Raw genomic sequence first — 20237 nt, 5'->3', positions numbered from 1 at the left:
TTAGGCCGCCTCGACCCCGAACTGCAGGCGGGCCAGGCGGGCGTACAGGCCGCCCTTGGCGAAGAGTTCGGCGTGGGCGCCCTGCTCGACGACGCGGCCCTCTTCCATGACCACGATGCGGTCGGCCTTGAGCACGGTGGCCAGGCGGTGGGCGATGACCAGGGTGGTGCGGCCTTCCATGGCCGTGGCCAGGGCCTGCTGCACCAGTTGTTCGCTCTCGGCGTCGAGAGCGCTGGTGGCCTCGTCCAGCAAGAGGATCGGGGCCTCGCGCACCAGGGCGCGGGCGATCGCCAGGCGCTGGCGCTGGCCGCCCGACAAGGTCTTGGCGCGCTCGCCGACCGGGGTGTCGAAGCCCTCGGGCAGGGCCGAGAGGAAGCCGGTGGCCTGGGCCGCGTCGGCGGCGGCGCGCACCTGCTCGTCGGTCGCGTCGGGGCGGCCAAAGCGGATGTTGTCCATCGCCGACCCCGAGAACAGCGGCGAGTCCTGGGCGACCAGAGCCATGCGGGCGCGGACCTCGGCGGGTTCGGCGTCGCGCAGGTTCACGCCGTCCAGAAGGATGCAACCGCTCTGGGGATCATAGAAGCGCAGGAGAAGCCGCAGGACGGTGCTCTTGCCCGCGCCTGAGGGGCCGACCAGGGCCACGGTCTCACCGGGCTTCACCCGAAGATCAAAGCCGTTCAAAGCAGGCAGATCGGGCCGTCCCGGATAGGCGAAGACGACGTTCTCGAAGGCGATCTCGCCCTGCGCCGGAACCGGCAGGGTCTTGGGCTGCGGCGGCGCGGCGATGTCGGGCTTGGCGTTGAGCAGCTCGGAGATACGGTCCATGGCGCCCGAGGCCTTCTGGACGTCGCCCCAGACCTCGCCCAGAGCGCCGATCGAGCCGGCGGCCATCACCGCCAGCATGGCGAACTGGGCCAGGGTGCCGCCGGTCATCTCGCCGGCCAGCACCAGACGCGCGCCGGTCCACAAGAGCAGGGTGATCCCGCCGAAGGCCAGGGTGATGACCATCGCGGTCATGGTGGCGCGCGTGGTGATCCGGCGGACCGAGGCCTTGTAGGCCGCCTCCACCGCCGCGCCGAACCGCCCCGACGAGGCCGACTCGCGCCCGAAGGCCTGCACGGTCTCCAGCGCGTCCAGGCTCTCGCCGGCATAGCCCACCGCATCGGCGAACCTGTCCTGAGCCGTCACCGTCAGCTTGCGCACGCGGCGGCCGACCAGGAACATCGGCGCCAGGATCACCGGCACCATCAGCACGATGAAGCCCGCCAGCTTGGGCGAGACCACCGCCATGGCGGTCAGCCCGCCGATCAGGTTGAGGATGTTGCGCAGGGCGATCGAGATCGACGCCCCGACCAACTGCTCGACCAGCGCCACGTCCGTCGTCAGTCGCGACAGAACCTCGCCCGTCCGCGTCTTCAGGAAATAGGGCTGATCCAGGCTCAGCGTATGGCCATAGAGCTTGCGTCGAAGGTCGGCCACCACGCGCTCGCCCAGCCGGGTGATGAAGAAAAACCGCAGCGCCGTGGCCAAGGCCAGCACCAGGGCGACCGCGCCCAGGCCGACAAAGGCGCTGTTGATCGCCGCGTCCTGTCCCTTGGAAAAGCCGTGGTCGATCACGTTCTTGAACGCGTAGGTCAGTCCCAGGGTCGCGGCCGTCGAGAACAGCAGGAAGAAGCCGGCCGCCAGTCCATCACCCTTGTGGGCGATGACGAACGGCAACAGGTGGGCTAGGGGACGAATGTCCTTACGGCGCGGCCGACGGGCCCCGGCCTCGGTCATGCCCTGGACCAGTTCGGCTCCCGCGCCGGGGCGACCTTCGACCTTCTGGTCGCCGCTGTTCGCGTCAGTCATCAACAGTCCCTTGCCAAAATCGCGCGGGTTCTTTATAGCCGCGCGTCTTCGAGGGCCACCCCGCGCGTGCGCGAGATGGCGCTTACCCCATTCTCACTCGCCGGCTTAGTCGGTCTGGATCGCCGCCATGAAACAAGACATTCACCCCGACTACCACTTCATCACCGTCACCCTGACCGACGGTTCGAGCTACAAGACCCGCTCGACCTACGGCAAGGAAGGCGCGAATCTGGCGCTCGACATCGATCCGCGCACCCATCCGGCGTGGACCGGCGGCAACGCCCAGCTGATGGACCGCGGCGGTCGCGTCTCGCGCTTCAACGCCAAGTTCGCCGGCTTCACCGGCAAGAAGGCCTAAGCACCCTTCTCGCCGTAAGGGCGACGAGAGGCCGGCTCCGCGTTTGCGGGCCGGCCTTTTTCGTGTCTGGAGGCCAAGGTAACGCGCCCCCTCCGTCACGCCGCCTATCGGCGCCGCGCCACCTCCCCCGCAAGCGGGGCAGGAGGTTTGCGGTGATCTTTCTCCTGCCCCGTGAAACGGGGGAGGTGGCGCGATGCGGATACGCATCGCGACGGAGGGGGCGTCCCCTAGATCTCCTCCGGCTCGTAGAGATCATCCCCGCGATCCCGCATCAGATCGGTCGCCACGAAATCCATCGCATCCTCAGCGTCTTTGAAGCTGAGCTCCGACACCGTCTGGTTGCGGATGGAGATCCCCGCTTTGTGCGTGCTCTCCGGATCGCCGGTCACCAGCGGGTGCCACAGCGGCAGGTCCTTGCCCTCGTGCAGCCGGCGATAGGCGCAGGAGGGCGGCATCCACGCCAGGTCCTCGATATTGTACGGCGTCAGCTTGATGCAGTCAGGCACCGTCTTCTTGCGGTTCGGATAGTCCTTGCAGCGGCAAAGGCGCTCGTCGAACAGCTGGCAGTGCACCCGCGTGGGGATGATTTCGCCGGTATCTTCGTCTTCGAAGCGAACCAGGCAGCAAAGACCGCAGCCGTCGCATAGGCTCTCCCACTCGGGGACGGTCATTTCGGCGAGCGTCTTCGTCTGCCAGAAAGGTTTGCGTGGCGTCATGACGCCGTCCTAAACCCGATTTATCCGGCGACCAAACAGAGCCTGACGCAAACCGTGAACGACTGGACGCTGCCGCCCTACAAGTTCGACGACGGGAAGAGTCCCGGAGAGCCGCCGAAGCCCGGTCCGGCCTCGGCGAGCGATGGCGTCTCGCAAGATCCCTGGGCGCCGCAAGGGCCTGATCCGTTCCGCCTGTCTAGCGACGCCGCGACACCTCCGCCGCCGCCTGAGCCCCCGCCAGAGGAGCCTTTCCGCGCCGACCTCAAGCACGCTGCGGCCAAGAAGAAGGCCCGCAAGTGGGGCTGGGTGTGGGGGACGCTGCTGGTCGGCTTCCTGCTCGCCGTCCTGAGCGTCGCCGGCGGCGGCGCCTATGTCTGGTTCAAGTACCTGAAGGACACCCCCGCCCTGCCCTCACGCGAGGCGCTGTTTGCGGTGAACCGGGCGCCGGGCATTCGCTTCGAGGACCGCAACGGGCAGGTGATCGCCACCCGGGGTCCGCGCTATGGCCAGCGCATCACCCTGGGCACGGTGCCCAACTATGTGCCCATGGCGTTCCTGGCGGCCGAGGACCGGCGCTTCTACCAGCACGGCGCCATCGACGTGCAAGGCATCGCCCGGGCGGCCTGGATCAACTGGCGCGCCGGCAGGACCCGCCAGGGCGCCTCGACCCTGACCCAGCAACTGGCCAAGGGCCTGTTCCTGACCCCCGACCGGGTCGTGAAGCGCAAGCTTCAGGAGATGCTGCTGGCCTACAAGCTGGAGCAGATTCTCACCAAGGACGAGATCCTCGAGCTCTATCTGAACCGTATCTATTTCGGCGCGGGCACCTATGGGATCGACGGCGCGTCCCAGACCTATTTCGGCAAGCCCGCCAGCCAGCTCACCCTGTCGGAAGCCGCCCTGCTGGCCAGCCTGCCCAAGGCCCCGTCGCGCCTGGCCCTGACCCGCGACATGGAGCGGGCCCTGGCCCGTTCGCGCCTGATCCTGGCGAACATGCGCAAGGAAGGCTGGATCACGCCCGAGCAGGAAAGCCGCGCGCTCGACGACACGCCGCGCCTGTCGCCGATGGCGCTGCAGGACGAGGGCGACTACGGCTGGGTGCTCGACTACGCCACCGCCGAGGCGGTGAAGATCGCCGGTCAGAACGCGCCGGACCTAGTGGTGCGCCTGACGATCGACCCCTTGCTCCAGAGCGAGGGCGCCGAGGTCGTCCGCCAGACCATGGCCACCGAAACCACCCGCTCAGGCGCCAGCCAGGCGGCCCTCTTGTCGCTGTCGGCCGATGGGGCCATCCGCGCCATGGTCGGCGGGACCGACTATTCGGAAAGCCCGTTCAACCGCGCCGTCCAGGCCAAGCGCCAGCCGGGCTCGACCTTCAAGCCCTTTGTCTACGCCGCCGCCGTCGAGAAGGGCGTGCTGCCGACCGATATGCGGGTCGACGAGCCCGTCAAGTTCGGGACATGGGAGCCCGAGAACTACAGCGGCGGCTATCGCGGCCCGATGACCGTCGAAGACGCGCTGGTCACCTCGATCAACACAGTCGCCGTCAAGCTGGGCCAGGAAGTCGGCGGTCCGGCGATCGGCGACCTCGTCCGCCGCTTCGGCATCACCAGCCTGCCGCCCTCGCCCGACCTGTCGGTGGCGCTGGGCTCGTATGAGGTGAACCTCTTGCAGATCACCTCGGGCTTCCAGGTGTTCCAGCAAGGCGGGCTCCGGATCGAGCCCTATGTGATCGAGTCGATCACCACCCAGGGCGGGCAACAGATCTTCCAGCACCAGCCGCCGCAGGGCGAGCGTCGCGTCTACGACGTCGCCCACGCCAGCATGATGGTGAAGATGATGAAGAAGGTCGTCACCCAAGGCACCGCCCAGCGCGCAGCCTTCGGTCGCCCGGTCGCGGGCAAGACCGGCACCAGCCAAAACTGGCGCGACGCCTGGTTCGTCGGCTTCACGCCCGACTATGTGACCGGCGTCTGGGTCGGAAACGACGACGAAAAGCCGATGAACAAGGTGGTCGGCGGCGACATTCCCGCCAGCATCTGGCGGCGCTTCATGATGACCGCGCATCAGACCCTGGCGGTGCGCGACTTCGAGTGGTTGCTGCCCGACCCCGCCCCGCAGAGCGAGCCGGATCCGCGCAACGGCTTCTACGAGACGCTGTCGGCAGAGTTCTCGCGCGCGGCCTCGGAACTGGAAGCGCCGCCGCCCGCAGCGCCCGCGCCGGGGCAGCCGGCCCAGGACAACCTGCCCTACTAGGGTCTGGACTCAATTGCGGAGACGAAAGAACCAGATACCGCAAAGACTAGATCTCTCGTCATCCCGGAAGCCTCGCAGAGGCTATCCGGGACCCAGGGGCCGGCGCATTGCGGTCGCCCCTGGGTCCCGGCGCTACAGCCCGCAAGCGGGCTTCCGGCCGGGATGACGACAGAAAATGACTCCAGCGGATTGAGTACGGACCCTAACGCGCGGGAGGGCCCAGCGCCCGCTCGACCGCGGCCATCGCATGCAGGGTGGTGGTGTCGAACACAGGAACCGGGCTGTCCGCCTGCGAGACCAGCAGCATGATCTCGGTGCAGCCCAGGATGATCGCCTCGGCGCCCCGGTCCACCAACCGCGCGATCACCGCCCTGTAGGCCTCGCGCGAGGCGTCCAGAACGCGACCCGCGACCAGTTCCTCATAGATGATCCGGTGAACGGTCGCGCGGTCGTCCGCATCCGGCGTCAGGACGGAAAGGCCGTGCTTCTTCTCAAGACGCCCACGATAGAAGTCGTGCTCCATCGTAAAGGCCGTGCCCAGCAGGCCCACGGTCGAGAGCCCCGCCGCCTTGATCGCCTCGCCGGTCGGATCGGCGATGTGCAGCAGCGGGATATGCACCGCCGCCTCGATCTCGTCGGCCTCGCGATGCATGGTGTTGGTGCACAGCACCAGGAAATCCGCGCCGCCCGCCTCCAGCGCCCGCGCCGCATCGGCCAGGCGGCGCGACAGTTCAGGCCAGCGCCCGGCGTGCTGCAGCTGCTCGATCTCGGCGAAGTCGAACGACCACATCAGGGTCCGCGCCGAGGCCACGCCGCCCAACCGCGCACGGACAGCCTCATTGATCAGTCGATAGTACTGGGCCGAGCTTTCCCAGCTCATCCCGCCGATCAGTCCGATCAAGGCCTGTTCGCTCATCGCGCGCTCCGCGTCATCCGTGCGCAGCGCTCTAGCAGTCTCGCGCGCGCTACAGAACCTCTCGCCGCGACAGATGGATGATCGCCGCGATCAGGACCAGCAGCCCAAGGCCGCCCCCTAGCGCCAGGGCCGTCTCGATGCGCCAAGCGTCACGCGCCATCATGTTGACCGGCATCTGCCAGGGGAAGAACACCCCCTGCTTGGCCGCAGTGGCGACCACGGAGAAGAAGGTCCCGCCGATGCCGAGCGCCAGGGCCGGCACGAAACTGGCGAACCGCAAGGCCGTCCACAGCTGGATGGCGATCATCAATGTCGCCGCCGCCAGGACCTTGGCCAGCAGCACGGCATGCTTGGCCAGGTCCGGCGCGCCGGCAGGCATGACGGCCGGCTTGATCGTCCCCGCCAGGGTGACCGCGCCCCAGGTGAAGATCAGGTTCAGCACGCTCATCGCCGCGACGAGAGCCACCACGCAGACAGCCTTGGCGGCATAGAGCTTCCATCGCGCCACCGGCAGGGCGCGCAGGTGATCCCAACTGCGCGGCGCGTGCTCCATCTGGGCGACCAGGGCGGTGAGAGCCGTCACGCTCATCGGCAGCATGAAGAAGGCCCAGACCATGCCCGACATCTGCAGGCACATCTCCCACGGCGGCGCCTTCTTGCCCCGCAGCAGGTTGAAGAACAGGAAGATGGCGATCAGCGTCGGCGCGGCGACGGCCAGCAGGGCCGCCAGCGAACGGTTCAGCTTGCGGAGTTCGACGGACAGGACGGCGAGCATCAGGCGGCCTCGGCTTGCGATGAGCGGGATGCGGCCGCGCCGCGATAGATGTCTTCGAGCGAGCGCGGCTTGGGTCCCACGGCGAACACCGGCGCGCCGCCCGCGACCAGCACGCGGACCAGCTCGGCCGCAGCCTGGTCGAGGTCCTGGCCCGGCCGAGGCGCCACGGAAAGACCGCCCTCGAAGGCGACCGGCGAATAGCCGCCGGCCAGCAGCGCCTGGACCGCGCGCGCGTCATCGCCCGTCCGCAGCAGGATCTCAGGGGCCAGATCGGCTTTCAGCCGTGAAAGCTCGCCCTCAAGAACCAATCGACCGTCATTGACCACACCGACATGGGTCGCGGTCTGCTCGATCTCGCCCAGCAAGTGGCTGGACAGCAGGACGGTCGCGCCCGTGCGGTCTGGCAGGCTTCTGAGGAACCGGCGCATGTCGGCGATGCCGTCGGGATCGAGGCCGTTGGTCGGCTCGTCCAGCACCAGGATCGGCGGCGCGCCCAGCATGGCCCGCGCCAGACCCAGGCGCTGGCGCATGCCCAGCGAGTAGCCGCCCACCTTGCGGTCGGCGTCCGCGCGCATCTCCACGACGTCCAGCACGCGGTCGATCTCGCTGTTCCGCAAGCCGATCAGCGTGGCGGTCAGCCCAAGGTTCTCGCGGCCCGTCAGATTGCCATAGAAGCCGTGCGCCTCCAGCAGCGCCCCGACCTGCCGGGCCGCGCCGATGCGGTCGCGGGCGACGTCGATCCCGTTGATCCTCGCGGTCCCGGCGCTGGGCCGGATCAGGCCCAGGATCATCTTCAGGGTCGTGGTCTTGCCCGCGCCGTTGCGGCCCAGAAAGCCATAGACCACCCGCTCCGGCACGGTCATCGACAGATCATCGACCGCACGGCGTTGGCCGAAGCGACGGGAAAGCCCTTGGGTCTCGATGGCGGCGGACATCGGCGGCGCTCGTGAAATTTAAGTTAGAGATAAAGTTGCGGAAGCCCGACCTTTAAGTCAAGATTAAAGACGAGACAGACTCCAGACCCGACAGCCAACCATGAGCCAGACCGAAATCCTCGCCTTCCGCCGACGCTGCCGCCAGTTCCGCTGGCTGGCGATGTTCATGGTGATCAGCGTCGGACTCCTGATGGCGTTGATGGCCTGGATAGCCCCCACGCTCATCGCCCTGATCAAGGGTCGCCCCTTGCAACTGGGCTCCATGGCGGCGATGACCGTCTGGAACCTGCCGGTCGCCTGCTATCTGTTCGCGGTCTGGACAATCGGGACCACGCTCGGCGAGCTCGCCAACGGCCGCATGATCCAAGCGGCCCTCCCGCCGGCCCTGCGAAGGGTCGGTGTCGCCCTGGGGCTTGGCGGTCTGACCAGCGTCTTCGTTGTCAGCAACCTTATGCGGCTGATCGGGCAAGCCAAGGGCGGCTACCTGCACTTCGACGTGGCTGCGATGACGCTCGGCATGATCGGCGGCGCCCTGTTCCTGCTGGGGCGGGTCATGGACCAGGCGCTGGCGGCGCAGGCTGAACTCGACGAGATGATCTGATGCCCGTCCGCGTCACCCTGGACGCCCTGATCGTCGCCAAGGGCCTGAAAGCCCGCGACCTGGCGGCGGAGGTCGGGCTGAGCGAAACCCAGCTGTCGCTGTTCCGCTCGGGCAAGGTGCGCGGCATCCGCTTCCGCACCCTGGCCCGCCTCTGCGCGGCCCTGGACTGCAAGCCAGGCGACCTTCTGGACTATGACTTCAACGCCGACGACCTAAGCAGCCCGGACGAAGCGGACTAGTCCCGCAGCGACCGCAGCCGATTGACGTGGCCCATCTTGCGGCCGGGGCGCGCCTCGCCCTTGCCGTAGAGGTGGACGCGGGTCTCGGGCTCGGCGGCCAGCTTCTTCCAGGCGTCGACATCGGCGCCCAGAAGATTGGTCATCTCAACATGATGGTGAGGCGCGGTGGGGCCCAGCGGCCAGCCGGCGACGGCGCGGATGTGCTGCTCGAACTGGTCGACCTCGCAGCCGTCCTGGGTCCAGTGGCCGGTGTTGTGGACGCGCGGCGCGAACTCGTTGACCAGCAGCTTGCCGCCGGAAAGCTCGAACAGCTCGACGCCGATGACGCCCACATAGTCCAGCGCGGTGAGGATCTTGGCGACGATCGACTCGGCCTGATCGCGCGTTGCGGGGGTGATCTTGGCCGGCGCCACGGTGCGGCGCAGGACGCCGCCCTCGTGGTGGTTCTCGGAAACCGGATAGCAGGCGATCTCGCCGTCGCGGCCGCGCGCGGCGATCACCGACAGTTCACGGCCAAAGTCGGCGGGGGCCTCCAGGATCGCCGGCTGTCGGCCGATCTTGTCAAAGGCCGCCTCGGCGTCGCTGACCTTCTGGATCCAGGCTTGGCCCTTGCCGTCATAGCCCTCACGGCGGGTCTTCAGCAGGGAGGGGGCGCCGATGCGGGCCACGGCGTCGGCGAGGCTCTGGCTGTCGTGGACGGCGGCGAACGCCACGGTGGGCACGCCGATCTCGGCCATGAAGGTCTTTTCGGCCACACGGTCCTGGGCGGCGGCCAGCGCCTTGGCCCCCGGCGAGACCATGGCCCCCAGAGCCGTCAGCTCCGACACCGTATCGGCCGGGACGTTCTCGAACTCATAGGTGACGACGTCGCAGGCCTCGGCGAGGCGCTTGAGGGCCCAGCGATCGTCATAGGCCGCGACGATCTGGCGAGCGGCGACCCGGCCGGCGGGCGAGCCTTCCTCGGGGTCCTGGATCACGACGTCGAAGCCCAGGCGCGCGGCGGCCAGGGCCAGCATGCGGCCTAGCTGTCCCCCGCCGAGGACGCCGATGGTGGAACCGGGAACCAGGGGGAACGAAGCCATTTCGATCAGTCCTCGACGCTTTCGGCGACGCTTTCGGTTTGGGCGGCGCGGAAGGCCGCCAGGCGTCCAGCCAGCGCTGTATCGGAGAGGGCCAGGATCTGGGCCGCGAGCAGTCCGGCGTTCTTGGCGCCGGCCTCGCCGATCGCCAGGGTGGCGACAGGAACGCCCCCCGGCATCTGCACGATCGAAAGCAGGCTATCGAGGCCCGACAGGGCCTTGGACTGCACCGGCACGCCCAGCACCGGCAGGTTGGTCATCGAGGCGGCCATGCCCGGCAAGTGCGCCGCGCCGCCGGCGCCGGCGATGATCACCTTGTAACCGGCCTTCTCGGCGCCCGTCGCGAAGTCGAACAGGCGCTGGGGCGTCCGGTGCGCCGAGACCACCTTGGCCTCCCAAGCGACGCCCAGATTGTCCAGCGCGTCGGCGGCGCCCTTCATGGTCGGCCAGTCCGAGCGGCTGCCCATGATGATAGCGACGGGAGGCGTGGTCGAAGGCATCGGCGTCGTCCCTTGAACTCGGCGGCGGCGGATGAAAGCCGCCCCGTATGCGGGCCGCCCTCGGTGCGCAAGCCCAAAACGACACAAGAGCGTTCAAGTTGAGCGTCGCAAGCCTGCTCGATGACCCGCTCAGCCATCCATCCCCTGCGACTCTTCGGCGCCCCGATTGCGCCGAACGCCGTTCCCGTTAACCATGGTAAAGCTGTGCAATTCGATTCCCCCGTAAGGCCATGAAAATCTCAGGCGCCCGGACCGAACCCTTCGCCGCCATCCGCAAGCGTGCGTTGGCCCGCGCCGGCGCGCAGGTCGCCGCGCGCGAAGTGTCCGCGCCTGATAGCGCCGCCTTCCTGGGCCTGACCGAGGCCGACCTGACGCCCAAGGTCGTCGAAGCCCTTCAGACGCTCATGGGCGAGATCGAGGACCTGCGAAACGAGGTCTCGGTGCTGAAGCTGCGGCTGAACGAGGCGCAGGGACTGGCGGATATGGACGTCCTGACGCCGGTTCTGAACCGGCGGGCGTTCTTGCGCGAGCTGAAGCGCGTCGCCGCCTTCGCCCAACGCTACGGTTCGCCGGCCAGCGTGGTCTTCTTCGACCTGGACGGCTTCAAGAGCGTCAACGACCGCTTCGGCCACGCCGCCGGCGACGAGGCCCTCAAGGCCGTCGCCAAGCGGTTACAGGCCAATGTGCGCGAAAGCGACATCGTCGGCCGCATGGGTGGTGACGAGTTCGCCGTGCTGCTGGCGCAGGCTGACAAGGAAACGGCCTTGGCCAAGGCTCAGAGTCTGGCCGAAGCTGTCCGAGCAGAACCCGTGGAGTTCGGCGAATGGTCGGCTCCGCTGCACATCTCGTTCGGCGTGCGCGAAATTGAGCCTGGGGCCGATCCGGAAGCAGCCCTCGCCGAAGCGGATGCGGCGATGTTCCTGCGCAAGCGCAGGAGCGCTTGATCGCCCCAGGCCGCCACCCATGGCGCCCAACCATGGGCACGACAACCGCGAGTTATGCGACCTTATCGCACGGGGACTCATTCTGCGTCGCCGCGCTAATGAACTTCATCGTTTGTTAAGTATGAGCGCGGGACCCTAGGGCATGCAGCGCATCCTGATCGCCGAAGACGATCCGGTTCTGTCGATGATCTATGAGATCACTCTGACGGAAGCTGGATTCGACGTCCTGCTCTGCAGCGACGGCCAAGAGGCGTTTGAGGCGCTGTCGACCTTTGGCCCCGATCTGGTGATCACCGACTACACCATGCCGCGCTTGAGCGGCGGCGACCTGATCAGAGCGGTGCGCCGCACGCTGCCCGGCGCGGTCACCCTGATGGCCTCGGCGGTGGATCCGCGCCTCTTGAAGGATGACCAGCATGCGGATGCGCGGCTGGAAAAGCCGATCACCCCTGGACGTCTTCTGCAGACGGTGCGCGCGCTGGAAAGCCGCCACGCAGCGTGACAGAACTTTAAGCTGACCCCGACCACTTCGCGCCCCTAGGATGTGATGCGTTTTTGGGGAGCTCACCATGACCAGCGCTCGCTCATCGGCGGTTCTGGCCGCCTTGGCGCTGACCTGCGCCTGGACGGCGGACGTCCAGGCGGCCGCGTCCAGGCCGAACCTCAACGTCTATCGTCTTGCGCCCTTGCTGGAGGATGGGAAGGTTCGCGCCGTTTCGGTGACGATCACCTTGCCCGCCGACGCCGATGGCGAGACCCGTTTGCGATTGCCCGCCGAATGGGGCGGCGGTGAGCGTCTTTGGCGATTTCTGCAGGACCCCGCCGTGACGGGTGGTCAGCTTTCGAAGTCCGACGAAAAGACGTGGGTGATCACCTCCAAGCCCAGGGCGCCGCTCACGGTTCGCTATCGGGTGGTCAGCGCCTATGACGGTCCGCCACCGCCGGACGGCCCTAACTATGGCCAGCCCATCATTGGCCCGGACGGCTTCTACCTGATCGGCCATACGATCTTCGCGACCCCTGAGGGCCGAGAGACCGACCAGGCCCGGTTCGCCTGGGACGCCGCCGGCTCGTCGCTGCGGCTGGCCACGGACCTGTCGCCGCTCGAGACCGCGCCCGCGTCGATCGAACGCCTCGGCTCCAGCGTCCTGATGGCCTATCCTGATCTGGTCGAGGCGCGGCGAGACGTCGGCGGCGCGCCGCTGACCGTGGCTATGCGCGGACAGTTCAGTTTCACAGCCGAGGCGTTCGCGGATATGGCGGCGCGCTCGATCGGCGCCGTTCGCGCCTTCTGGGGCGACGGCAAAGCGCCGTTTCTGATCACCCTCGCCGGCCAGCCCGCACCGCAAGGCTGGACCTCCTATCGCGGCACAGGGCTGGACGACGCCTTTGCGGTGATCTCCACCCAGAACACCAAGCTCGAAGACTACCGGCTCTTTCTGACGCACGAGTACCTCCACACCTGGAACGCGGAACGACTTGGCGGCGCCATAGAGGGACCGCGGGAGCCGGCCGGCTACTGGTTCAGCGAGGGCTTCACCGACTACTACGCCCGCCGATTGGCCCTGCGGTCAGGTCTTGTGGATCTGGAAACCTTCGCCGCCGCCTGGAACGAAGCGCTGGAGGCCTATGCGACGTCATCGGCGATCGGCGCGAACAACGACCAGATCATCGCCAGGTTCTGGAGCGACAAGGCCGTCCAGAAGCTGCCCTATCAACGCGGCGCGCAACTTGCCGTGCTGATGGACAGCAGGCTGAAAGCGAAGGGCGGGCTGGACCGCGTCATGCTGGCCATGCGCGATCAGGCGGCCAGACAGCGGGGCGCCAACCGCCGCATTCCTGCGCCAGAGGCCCTGGTCCCTGTCGCCCGAAACCTGACCGGCGTCGACCTGACGCCCGAAATCGATCGCTTCGTCACGCGGGGCGAGCGGATCCTGCTGCCGCCCGGCGCTTTCGGCGGCTGCCTGACGGTCGAGACCCTGACACGACCCACCTACTGGCTGGGCCTTGATCTCACCGAGACCGGCAAGGGTCGGATGATCGCCGGTGTCGATCCGGCTGGGCCGGCCTACGCGGCGGGCCTTCGCAACGGCATGAAGTATCTTGGTCGACAGGGCGGCAAGCCGGGCGACAGCACCGTCGAGATCGGCCTGGCGATCGAGGAGAATGGCAAGCCCCGGCTGGTCCGGTTCCTGCCCAAGGGGCCGGGCGAGGTCACCGTGCAACGGATCAAGGTTCCGACGACGCTTACGCCCGACGCGCGAACCGCCTGCGTGAAGGCCGTCGCCGGCTAGAGGGCTCTAAATGAGCCCAAGGGCTCCCGTCAGGCGATGATGTCTGGCGTCAGCAGGTCTTCCAGACGGCCGATTTCATCTTTCAGGGCCAGCTTCTTCCGCTTCAGACGCGCGATCTGCAGCATGTCAGGCTGAAAGCGCTCTTCGAGCGCGCGGATCGAGTCGTCGAGGTCCTTGTGGTCCTCGCGCAGGTCGGCGAGGCGACGTTCGATCGCGATGTCGGTATCTTCCGACGGATCATCGTCGTTCATGGACGTCATCTCGATAGGGCCCCTTGGAGGGTCATAGATAGCAAAGGCTGACAGGCGGTAAAGGCGCTCAGCCGTGCGCCGTCTGCAGCGCCTGGGCCAGTCTCTCCAAAGCTGCGCGGCGAGGCGGATCGCCGGAAGCTTCTGCGGCGGCCACCAGGCCCTCGACAAGGCTCGCAGGAGCCGTAGGCGGCCCCGCAAGCGCCTCGAGGCTCTCCATCAGCACCCGCTCGCCCTGCAGTTCCACGGCCTTCACCGCGTCGCGGAAGGCTTCCTTGCCGATCTCGTCGACAGGGGGCCTCGGCGGCTTCAGCGCGCGTCGCACGCCGCGCAAAGGCGCGCCGACATCCCGGTCCCAGCCGCGCATCACCCCGGCGGCGATTTTCAAGTCAGCCGCCCTGCCCTGTTCCGCCATCCAGGCGGCCCAGAGCAGATAGGGCACGTTCTGACCGTGGGCGTCCTGCAGATGCAGGCACGCCTCTGCGACAGGTTGACGCGCATAGGCGTCCAGCGCCCAGTCCCAAAGCCCCTTGTTCGCGCCCACGACGTTAACCTTCCGCCTTGCCGGTGATGGTCTCCAGGTCCTCGCCCCATCGCTTGACGGGTCGCCAGGAGAGGCCAAAAAGATCGAGCACCCGCCCCACGGACTGGTCGACCATCTCCTCGATCGAAGACGGTTTGGCGTAGAACGCCGGCAGCGGTGGCGCAATCACCGCGCCCATCTCGGCCAGGCTGGTCATGGTGCGCAGGTGGCCCAGATGGAACGGTGTCTCGCGCACCATAAGCACCAGGGTTCGACGCTCCTTCAAGACCACGTCGGCCGCGCGGGTCAGCAGCGAAGACGTTACGCCCGTTGCGATTTCGCTCATCGTACGGACTGAACAGGGCGCAATGAGCATGCCCAGCGTGCGGAAAGAACCCGACGCGATCGAGGCTCCGACATCCGCCGCACGATGCACGACATCGGCCTTGGCGTTCACGTCCGAAACCGAAAGCCCGGTCTCCTGGGCCAGGGTCAAGGCGGCGGACTTGGACATCACCAGATGACTCTCGACGCCCAGATCCCGGCAGGCGTCGAGCGCGCGAAGCCCGTAGGCCACGCCGGAAGCGCCCGTTATGCCCACCACAAGTCGCGAGCGATCAGCGTTTTTCGAACCGTCCGACATGGTGAATTTTCGTCCGTCTTGGGAGCAAGCCGCGCCACGTCAAGCGGGGCCGATTGCAATCATATGTGATCTGACAGCAACGCACAGCGGGTGTTCACTTTCGTCTCCACCAGCAAGGAGCCGAGAGCCATGGCCATCGAATCCCGTATCCGCGAGCTTGGGTCCCGTCACGAGAACCTCGACCGCAAGATCCAGGAGGAGACCAATCGACCCGGTAGCGACGGAACGGCGCTCAGGGAGCTTAAGCGGCGGAAACTTCGACTGAAGGAAGAGATCGAGGGCCTAAAGGCCCGAATGCACTAGCTGCTAGAGGCAGCCGAAAAACGAGAGGCCCCGTTCCGGCAAGGAACGGGGCCTCTGCTTTTTCTGCGACGCGCCGAGGCCTAGTCCTCGTCTTCCTCGTCGACATAGCCCGTGGACTTGCCGAACACGTCCTCGGCCTTGAGATCGCCGCGGGGCGCGCGGAAGTCTTCTTCTTCTTCCTCGACCTCCGGCTCGAACTGACCGGCTTCCGAAGCCGGACGCAGGGTCGGGTCTTCCGGCACGATGCCCTTCTTCAGGTCGTCCTTGGCCTTCTTCTCGGCGGCCTTCTTGACGAGGGCGTCGAGTTCCAGCTGACCAACCAGACCCAGGGTCACCGGATCGACCGGCTTGATGTTGGCGGCGTTCCAGTGCGTACGGGCGCGAACCTGCTCGATCGTGGCCTTGGTGGTGCCCAGGATCTTCGAGATCTGGGCGTCGGTCACTTCGGGGTGGTGACGCAGGAACCAGGCGATGGCGTCCGGTCGGTCCTGGCGGCGCGACACGGGCGTGTAACGCGGGGCCTTCTTGGCCGGCTTCAGCAGCTCGGCGTGGCGGCTGACCAGCGCCTTCATGCGATAGTCGGGATTGGCCTGAGCGCGGTCCAGCTCTTCGCGATTCAGTTGCCCGTTGCCGATCGGGTCTGCGCCGCGGATGTCACGCGCCACTTCGCCATCGGCGATGCCCCGCACTTCCAGCGGGTGCAGGCCGCAGAAATCGGCGATCTGCTCGAAGCTGAGCGAGGTGTTGTCCACCAACCAGACGGCGGTCGCCTTGGGCATCAGGATGTCGGACATGCGGTCCTCCAGAAATGACGGCGCCCGGCCTTTCGGCCGGGCGGGATGTTGTAAACGCTATAATGCGGTTCTCGGAAAAAGGGAACGGGGACTATGGCCCGACCGTCCCATTCTGTTGCGCTACCAAGGCCTTGAGGACGTCGGCGTCCCAGGACGTGGCGCTTCTATGGACCGAAGCTCCACCCTCTTGACCACTTATAGCTAAATCTCGACTCGAAGGTGTAAAACGACTCTGCAGCGTGGATCTGACTGATATGCTGCGCTCCGTCTGGATCTAGGTGCGTGATCACCTTGAAGCGCCCCCCGCCCTCGGCAGAGGCAAAATCGAATCCAGCTTGCGTGACCCCACGCATCACCCTCAAAAATGCTTCTAAAGCCTGCGCGGCGAATGCCTGTGGCTGCCGCGCCTGAAGAACCATAATTACAGCGAAAAGGAGAACCACCACTCGACGCCGCCGCTCAATGATAAACCCATCGACGTGCTCGCACTTCGGAATGCCACGATCCTGTGCATATAGAACCAGATTTCTTATATTGGCCGCCTCCGCTATATAATCCCTGATACTTTTCGCCCCCTTCTCATTTGCCCAATTCATTAGATCTTCTTCGAAGGTATGTATTTCAGCGTCATCGGAACCGATCTTACTGGATCGTATAGTCATATTAAGAGGCTCGTCGGGAGAGAGAAAATCGCCCTCTTTCGCACCTTGGATGTTCAAGGCCTTGGCAGATATAGACACATCAACCCTTGCCTCTACGGAAAACTTCAGAGTAATCCTCGGCTTAGGAACCCCGCTCTCACCAAACAATTTTCCGATAACTTCAATAAATGGCATCCACGCGGATTTTTGATTGTGATCATGCGGCAAAAGCTTTTCTGATAACGGATACCCGCGATGCTTTAAAGCAAACATCAGAGCGGTCGCGGCCTCCTCCTCAGCAGTAATCGCGCGAAATACAGCCATTTCGGGATCAAGATCCCGTAACAACCAAGCCCTCTTCAAACACTTTATAGAATTTCTGGCGCACTGCTTCGGGCGCCCGCTTAAGAGCTCAATAGCCCTTATAAGATTTGGCAAATAGTCGCCTAGCGGAAGTCCCTCATTCGCTTCGCTTTCACTCGCCACTGCCCCCTCCATTCAGACCGTCAGCACCACCTTACCCACATGCTCCCCGGCCTCGAGGTGAGCGTGAGCTGAGGCCGCGTCAGCAAGCGGGAAGGTCGCGTCGATGATGGGCTTCAGCTTGCCGGCCGCCACCCAGGGCCAGACGACGCGCTCGACCTCGGCGGCCAGGCGCGCCTTCTCGTCGGCCGAGCGGGGGCGCAGGGTCGAGCCGGTGATCACCGCCCGCTTCTGCATGATCTTCATCACCGGAACCTCCAGCGTCGAGCCGCCCAGGCTGGCGATGTAGACAATGCGGCCGCCGACATTGAGGGCGTCGAGGTTCTTCTCGAAATAGCTGGCGCCGACCATGTCGAGGATCACGTCCGCGCCGCCGGCGGCCTTCACGACCTCCGCGAAGTCCTCGGCCTTGGTGTCGACGGCGATATCGGCGCCGAGGTCCAGCGCCTTGGCCTTCTTGTCGGCGCCGCGCCCCGTGGCGATCACCTTGGCGCCGGCGGCCTTGGCCATGGCGATCGCAGTTGTTCCGATTCCGGACGTTCCACCGTGAACCAGCAGCGTCTCGCCGGCCTTCAAGGCGCCATGCTCGAACACATTGGCGAAGACGGTGAACACGGTCTCGGGCAGGGCGGCGGCCTGGACGAGGTCCAGATCCCCCGGAATCGGCAGCGCATGGCGGGCGTCGACCACGGCGTACTCGGCGTATCCGCCGCCACCGAGCAGGGCGCAAACCTTGTCGCCCGCCTTCCAGCGGCCCGCGCCGACCACGACCTCACCGGCCACTTCAAGGCCCAGGGTGGCGGGCGCGCCGGGCGGCGGCGGGTAAAAACCCATGCGCTGCAGGAGGTCGGGGCGATTCACGCCGGCCGCCGCCATCTTGATCAGGATCTCGCCGGGTCCCGGCATGGGACGATCCAGCCGCGTTGCGTGCAGCGCCTGCGCCGGCCCCTTGCCGCCTTCAATCGCGATCGCCGTCATCGTCTCGGCCATGCCGGGCTCCTTCGTGGTGCTTGCCTTGCGGCCTAGGTAGGCGTCAGATGTCTGACGGAAAAGGGAGAAAAGCCCATGTTCGAGGAGCCTGCGGAAGCCCGCGCCTTCAGCGGACGCGCCTTGAACGAGGCGACCCACGAGGACCTGGAAGTCTACGGCGTCGCGGAACTGGAGGAGCGCATCGCGGCCTTGCAGGCCGAGATCGAACGCACCAAAGCCCAACTGGCCAAGAAAAAGGCGGGTCGCGATGCGGCCAATGCGCTGTTTGGTCGCCTAGACTAACGGTTCCTTTAAGGTTTCGGTGAGGTTACTGGCGGCTTAAGGCGGCTTTCGCCTTTAGGGGTTAGTAGGTCGGTTCGAAAGGGCGGGTCGCGAAACGGGACGGTTGGCTCTGGCACGGGCGTTGCAGTTCAGTCGCCAAGCGAGACGTCCTCGCGGCCTTTCGAAGGGGCATTGAGTAGCTATGACCGAAGTGAACGCGTTCGCGGACACGCCTTGGCGCGCTGGAGTGATCCAGGATTTCGCGCGATCGGAACTGTTCGACCGGACGTTCGAGGAAGGCATGCAACTGGTCGAAGAGACCGCCGCCTATCTCGACGGGGCCGGACGCCATGACAGCAAGGTCCTCTCTCGCAACGCCGCCCTGGGCTACGCCACCGAAAGCATGCGCCTGACTACGCGCCTGATGCAGGTCGCCTCCTGGCTTTTGGTGCAGCGCGCCGTACGTGAAGGCGAGATGCCGCCGGAAGCCGCCTGCGCTGAAGCCTATCGCCTGGCCGAAGAGGCCCCGGCCGATGGTCCGGCCGTCGAGGAACTGCCGTTTGGCCTGATGAACCTGCTGCAGCGCTCCGAGCGCCTGTACGAGCGCGTCCGCCACCTGGACCGCCGCATGTATGTCGAGTCGCCGAACGAAGAAGCGCCGCGTCCGGTTCAGAACCAGCTCGATCGCTTGACGGCGGCGTTCGGAGGCTAAGGCCCCGCCCCTACTTGCCGAACCGCATCCGGGCCAGCGCGGAGACCATCTCGCTGGCCAGGTCCATCGGCTTCAGGCCCGCCTTCCACTTCTCGAACGCCATCACGTTGTCGATGCGCGCGTCCAGGTGCGACAGCGCCGAGGCGCGGCCCGACGCCATGTCGACGGCGAGGGTGGAGATCAGGATCCCCGACAGGATCGCCCGCTTGGAGTAGTGGTTCTCGTCGGTGGCGGTGTCTCCGGCCCAGCGCCAGATGGCGTCCGCCGATTCCCAGGTGAGCCGCAACGCCAACGCCAGGTTGGTCGGAAACGCCAGGAAGGCCGCCAGCGGCCGCAGCACGTCGGCGTTCTCCTGCGCCGCGTCGAGCCGGGCCACCACGCCTTCACGGATTCGCTGGCGGATTTTCAGAGCCGCGACATCAAAGGCCTGCAGGCGCGCCAAAGCGGCCGCGTCATGGCGTCGCGACAAAAGAGCGGCGAGGTCCCGTGCGCCCTCAGGCAGCAGCAGCTGGCCTTCAGCCTCGGAAAGTCCCGCCGCAGACAGGGCGCGACTGACAAGTCCGTTGTTCCAGCCGGCCTTGGGCGCGAGGCGCAAGGCCTCGTCCAGAACGCGCTGTTCAGCCTGATCGGCCCAGTTTGCGCCAGCTTGATCGGAAGCTTGGCCGGAGGTGTCGACGGTTTCGCTCATGAATCCGAGTCTACACCGTGGTTTAGGCCGCGTCGCGCATGGACAGCGGCCGTTGGCTCTGCTATCAGCCCCGCCTCATCGCCTGGAAGCACCCCTTCCGGGGCACTGGTTTTATTCGCCCGCCCGGCCCCTCAAGAGGGACTTGGGAATTTTGGTCGGGCTGTCGAATGGAGAGATACCCCTGGTCCAGATTTTCGTCCGCGACAACAACGTCGATCAGGCCCTGAAGGCTCTGAAGAAGAAGATGCAACGCGAAGGCTCGTTCCGCGAAATGAAGCGGCACGTGCATTATGAAAAGCCGTCGGAAAAGCGCGCGCGCCAAAAGGCCGAAGCCGTCCGTCGCGCCCGCAAGCTGGCCCGCAAGCGCGCTCAGCGCGAAGGTCTGCTGCCGATGCCGAAGAAGCCGGGCCGGTAAGACCCGCTCTTCTTCACATCGCTGAAGATTTCGAAGGCCGCGCGGCGATCCGCGCGGCCTTCGTCGTTTTCG

25 protein-coding genes and 1 pseudogene are annotated in these 20237 nt (G+C 66.3%); 11 read left to right on the top strand and 15 right to left on the bottom strand.

The features are described 5' to 3' along the window. Entirely contained in the window at positions 1 to 1854 is a 1854-nt protein-coding gene (locus CVUC_RS13020) for an ABC transporter ATP-binding protein/permease (protein ID WP_164468231.1), read from the bottom strand. A gap of 124 nt (positions 1855 to 1978) precedes the next feature. Between CVUC_RS13020 and rpmE the strand changes: the two genes are divergently transcribed. Then, positions 1979 to 2209, top strand: coding sequence for a 50S ribosomal protein L31 (gene rpmE, locus CVUC_RS13015; protein ID WP_004616338.1), 231 nt, complete (start codon positions 1979 to 1981; stop codon positions 2207 to 2209). Between the two features lie 104 nt (positions 2210 to 2313). Here rpmE and CVUC_RS20850 read toward each other — a convergent pair. Together CVUC_RS20850 and CVUC_RS13010 are read right to left on the bottom strand one after the other, a co-directional pair. Next, a pseudogene (locus tag CVUC_RS20850) lies at positions 2314 to 2465 on the bottom strand (hypothetical protein). After that, on the bottom strand, positions 2437 to 2925 hold the full coding sequence (locus CVUC_RS13010; RefSeq protein WP_096034359.1) for a YcgN family cysteine cluster protein: 489 nt from the start codon (positions 2923 to 2925) through the stop codon (positions 2437 to 2439). The pseudogene CVUC_RS20850 and the gene CVUC_RS13010 overlap by 29 nt, the downstream one beginning before the upstream one ends. A gap of 54 nt (positions 2926 to 2979) precedes the next feature. Between CVUC_RS13010 and pbpC the strand changes: the two genes are divergently transcribed. Further along, positions 2980 to 5181 carry a multimodular transpeptidase-transglycosylase PbpC gene (gene pbpC / locus CVUC_RS13005; protein WP_101685831.1) on the top strand — a complete coding sequence of 734 codons (2202 nt, stop codon included), beginning with the start codon at positions 2980 to 2982 and terminating at the stop codon, positions 5179 to 5181. Positions 5182 to 5383: 202 nt separating this feature from the next. On the opposite strand, the gene CVUC_RS13000 is transcribed toward pbpC, so the two are convergent. From CVUC_RS13000 to CVUC_RS12990, 3 genes are read right to left on the bottom strand one after another with little or no spacing between them, the layout of a single operon-like run. Beyond that, positions 5384 to 6097 (bottom strand): aspartate/glutamate racemase family protein, encoded by a 714-nt coding sequence (locus CVUC_RS13000; protein WP_096034360.1) that lies wholly within the window; start codon positions 6095 to 6097, stop codon positions 5384 to 5386. 49 nt (positions 6098 to 6146) lie between these two features. Beyond that, positions 6147 to 6872 (bottom strand): ABC transporter permease, encoded by a 726-nt coding sequence (locus CVUC_RS12995; protein ID WP_096034361.1) that lies wholly within the window; start codon positions 6870 to 6872, stop codon positions 6147 to 6149. After that, entirely contained in the window at positions 6872 to 7807 is a 936-nt protein-coding gene (locus CVUC_RS12990) for an ABC transporter ATP-binding protein (RefSeq protein WP_096034362.1), read from the bottom strand. The genes CVUC_RS12995 and CVUC_RS12990 overlap by 1 nt, the downstream gene beginning before the upstream one ends. A gap of 100 nt (positions 7808 to 7907) precedes the next feature. Between CVUC_RS12990 and CVUC_RS12985 the strand changes: the two genes are divergently transcribed. Then, a complete protein-coding gene (locus tag CVUC_RS12985; RefSeq protein WP_096034363.1) occupies positions 7908 to 8408 on the top strand; it encodes a DUF2975 domain-containing protein in 501 nt (166 codons plus the stop codon). Further along, positions 8408 to 8647: a helix-turn-helix domain-containing protein gene (locus CVUC_RS12980; RefSeq protein ID WP_096034364.1), complete on the top strand. Its 240-nt coding sequence runs from the start codon at positions 8408 to 8410 to the stop codon at positions 8645 to 8647. Before CVUC_RS12985 ends, CVUC_RS12980 begins: the two co-directional genes overlap by 1 nt. Here the strand turns inward: CVUC_RS12980 and CVUC_RS12975 are convergent. Together CVUC_RS12975 and purE are read right to left on the bottom strand one after the other, a co-directional pair. Continuing rightward, positions 8644 to 9729 carry a 5-(carboxyamino)imidazole ribonucleotide synthase gene (locus tag CVUC_RS12975; RefSeq protein WP_010921115.1) on the bottom strand — a complete coding sequence of 362 codons (1086 nt, stop codon included), beginning with the start codon at positions 9727 to 9729 and terminating at the stop codon, positions 8644 to 8646. The genes CVUC_RS12980 and CVUC_RS12975 overlap by 4 nt on opposite strands. A 5-nt stretch (positions 9730 to 9734) precedes the next feature. Then, positions 9735 to 10226 carry a 5-(carboxyamino)imidazole ribonucleotide mutase gene (gene purE, locus CVUC_RS12970; protein ID WP_010921116.1) on the bottom strand — a complete coding sequence of 164 codons (492 nt, stop codon included), beginning with the start codon at positions 10224 to 10226 and terminating at the stop codon, positions 9735 to 9737. Positions 10227 to 10456: 230 nt separating this feature from the next. On the opposite strand from purE, the gene CVUC_RS12965 reads away from it, so the two are divergent. From CVUC_RS12965 to CVUC_RS12955, 3 genes are all read left to right on the top strand, one after another. Next, on the top strand, positions 10457 to 11170 hold the full coding sequence (locus CVUC_RS12965) for a GGDEF domain-containing protein (RefSeq protein ID WP_010921117.1): 714 nt from the start codon (positions 10457 to 10459) through the stop codon (positions 11168 to 11170). Positions 11171 to 11312: 142 nt separating this feature from the next. Continuing rightward, complete coding sequence (locus CVUC_RS12960) at positions 11313 to 11672, top strand: response regulator (protein ID WP_010921118.1); 360 nt, start codon at positions 11313 to 11315, stop codon at positions 11670 to 11672. 67 nt (positions 11673 to 11739) lie between these two features. After that, on the top strand, positions 11740 to 13464 hold the full coding sequence (locus CVUC_RS12955; protein ID WP_164468232.1) for a M61 family metallopeptidase: 1725 nt from the start codon (positions 11740 to 11742) through the stop codon (positions 13462 to 13464). Between the two features lie 29 nt (positions 13465 to 13493). Here CVUC_RS12955 and CVUC_RS12950 read toward each other — a convergent pair whose 3' ends face one another. The 3 genes from CVUC_RS12950 to CVUC_RS12940 are packed head-to-tail and all read right to left on the bottom strand — an operon-like array spanning position 13494 to position 14878. Continuing rightward, positions 13494 to 13724, bottom strand: a complete 231-nt coding sequence (locus tag CVUC_RS12950; protein ID WP_024265933.1) for a YdcH family protein — start codon at positions 13722 to 13724, stop codon at positions 13494 to 13496. A gap of 58 nt (positions 13725 to 13782) precedes the next feature. Further along, on the bottom strand, positions 13783 to 14334 hold the full coding sequence (locus CVUC_RS12945) for a TIGR02444 family protein (protein ID WP_096034365.1): 552 nt from the start codon (positions 14332 to 14334) through the stop codon (positions 13783 to 13785). Further along, positions 14261 to 14878 (bottom strand): UbiX family flavin prenyltransferase, encoded by a 618-nt coding sequence (locus CVUC_RS12940; protein WP_096034366.1) that lies wholly within the window; start codon positions 14876 to 14878, stop codon positions 14261 to 14263. Before CVUC_RS12940 ends, CVUC_RS12945 begins: the two co-directional genes overlap by 74 nt. Positions 14879 to 15007: 129 nt before the next feature. Here CVUC_RS12940 and CVUC_RS12935 point away from each other — a divergent pair, with 129 nt between their 5' ends. Continuing rightward, the gene (locus tag CVUC_RS12935; protein ID WP_024265934.1) at positions 15008 to 15181 is read left to right on the top strand and encodes a YdcH family protein; all 174 of its coding nucleotides are present in this window, start codon (positions 15008 to 15010) and stop codon (positions 15179 to 15181) included. Between the two features lie 80 nt (positions 15182 to 15261). Here CVUC_RS12935 and CVUC_RS12930 read toward each other — a convergent pair whose 3' ends face one another. From CVUC_RS12930 to CVUC_RS12920, 3 genes are all read right to left on the bottom strand, one after another. Further along, the gene (locus tag CVUC_RS12930; protein ID WP_015923245.1) at positions 15262 to 15975 is read right to left on the bottom strand and encodes a DUF1013 domain-containing protein; all 714 of its coding nucleotides are present in this window, start codon (positions 15973 to 15975) and stop codon (positions 15262 to 15264) included. A gap of 164 nt (positions 15976 to 16139) precedes the next feature. After that, entirely contained in the window at positions 16140 to 16940 is an 801-nt protein-coding gene (locus tag CVUC_RS19740; RefSeq protein ID WP_125469940.1) for a hypothetical protein, read from the bottom strand. Positions 16941 to 17114: 174 nt separating this feature from the next. Continuing rightward, a complete protein-coding gene (locus tag CVUC_RS12920; RefSeq protein ID WP_096034368.1) occupies positions 17115 to 18089 on the bottom strand; it encodes an NAD(P)H-quinone oxidoreductase in 975 nt (324 codons plus the stop codon). Between the two features lie 75 nt (positions 18090 to 18164). On the opposite strand from CVUC_RS12920, the gene CVUC_RS12915 reads away from it, so the two are divergent. Both CVUC_RS12915 and rcdA read left to right on the top strand, forming a co-directional pair. Further along, entirely contained in the window at positions 18165 to 18371 is a 207-nt protein-coding gene (locus CVUC_RS12915) for a DUF1192 domain-containing protein (RefSeq protein WP_096034369.1), read from the top strand. Positions 18372 to 18552: 181 nt separating this feature from the next. After that, positions 18553 to 19062 (top strand): protease adaptor protein RcdA, encoded by a 510-nt coding sequence (rcdA, locus tag CVUC_RS12910; protein ID WP_010921127.1) that lies wholly within the window; start codon positions 18553 to 18555, stop codon positions 19060 to 19062. A 10-nt stretch (positions 19063 to 19072) separates the two neighbouring features. On the opposite strand, the gene CVUC_RS12905 is transcribed toward rcdA, so the two are convergent. Continuing rightward, positions 19073 to 19750, bottom strand: a complete 678-nt coding sequence (locus tag CVUC_RS12905) for a COQ9 family protein (protein ID WP_010921128.1) — start codon at positions 19748 to 19750, stop codon at positions 19073 to 19075. A gap of 181 nt (positions 19751 to 19931) precedes the next feature. Here CVUC_RS12905 and rpsU point away from each other — a divergent pair, with 181 nt between their 5' ends. Further along, positions 19932 to 20165, top strand: coding sequence for a 30S ribosomal protein S21 (gene rpsU / locus CVUC_RS12900; protein ID WP_024265935.1), 234 nt, complete (start codon positions 19932 to 19934; stop codon positions 20163 to 20165). Positions 20166 to 20237 lie beyond the last annotated feature (72 nt).

Source organism: Caulobacter vibrioides, assembly GCF_002858865.1.
GTDB classification, from domain to species: Bacteria; Pseudomonadota; Alphaproteobacteria; order Caulobacterales; family Caulobacteraceae; genus Caulobacter; species Caulobacter vibrioides.
Note: the sequence above shows the minus strand (reverse complement) of the source record. Positions and strands in the feature narration are given on the sequence as shown.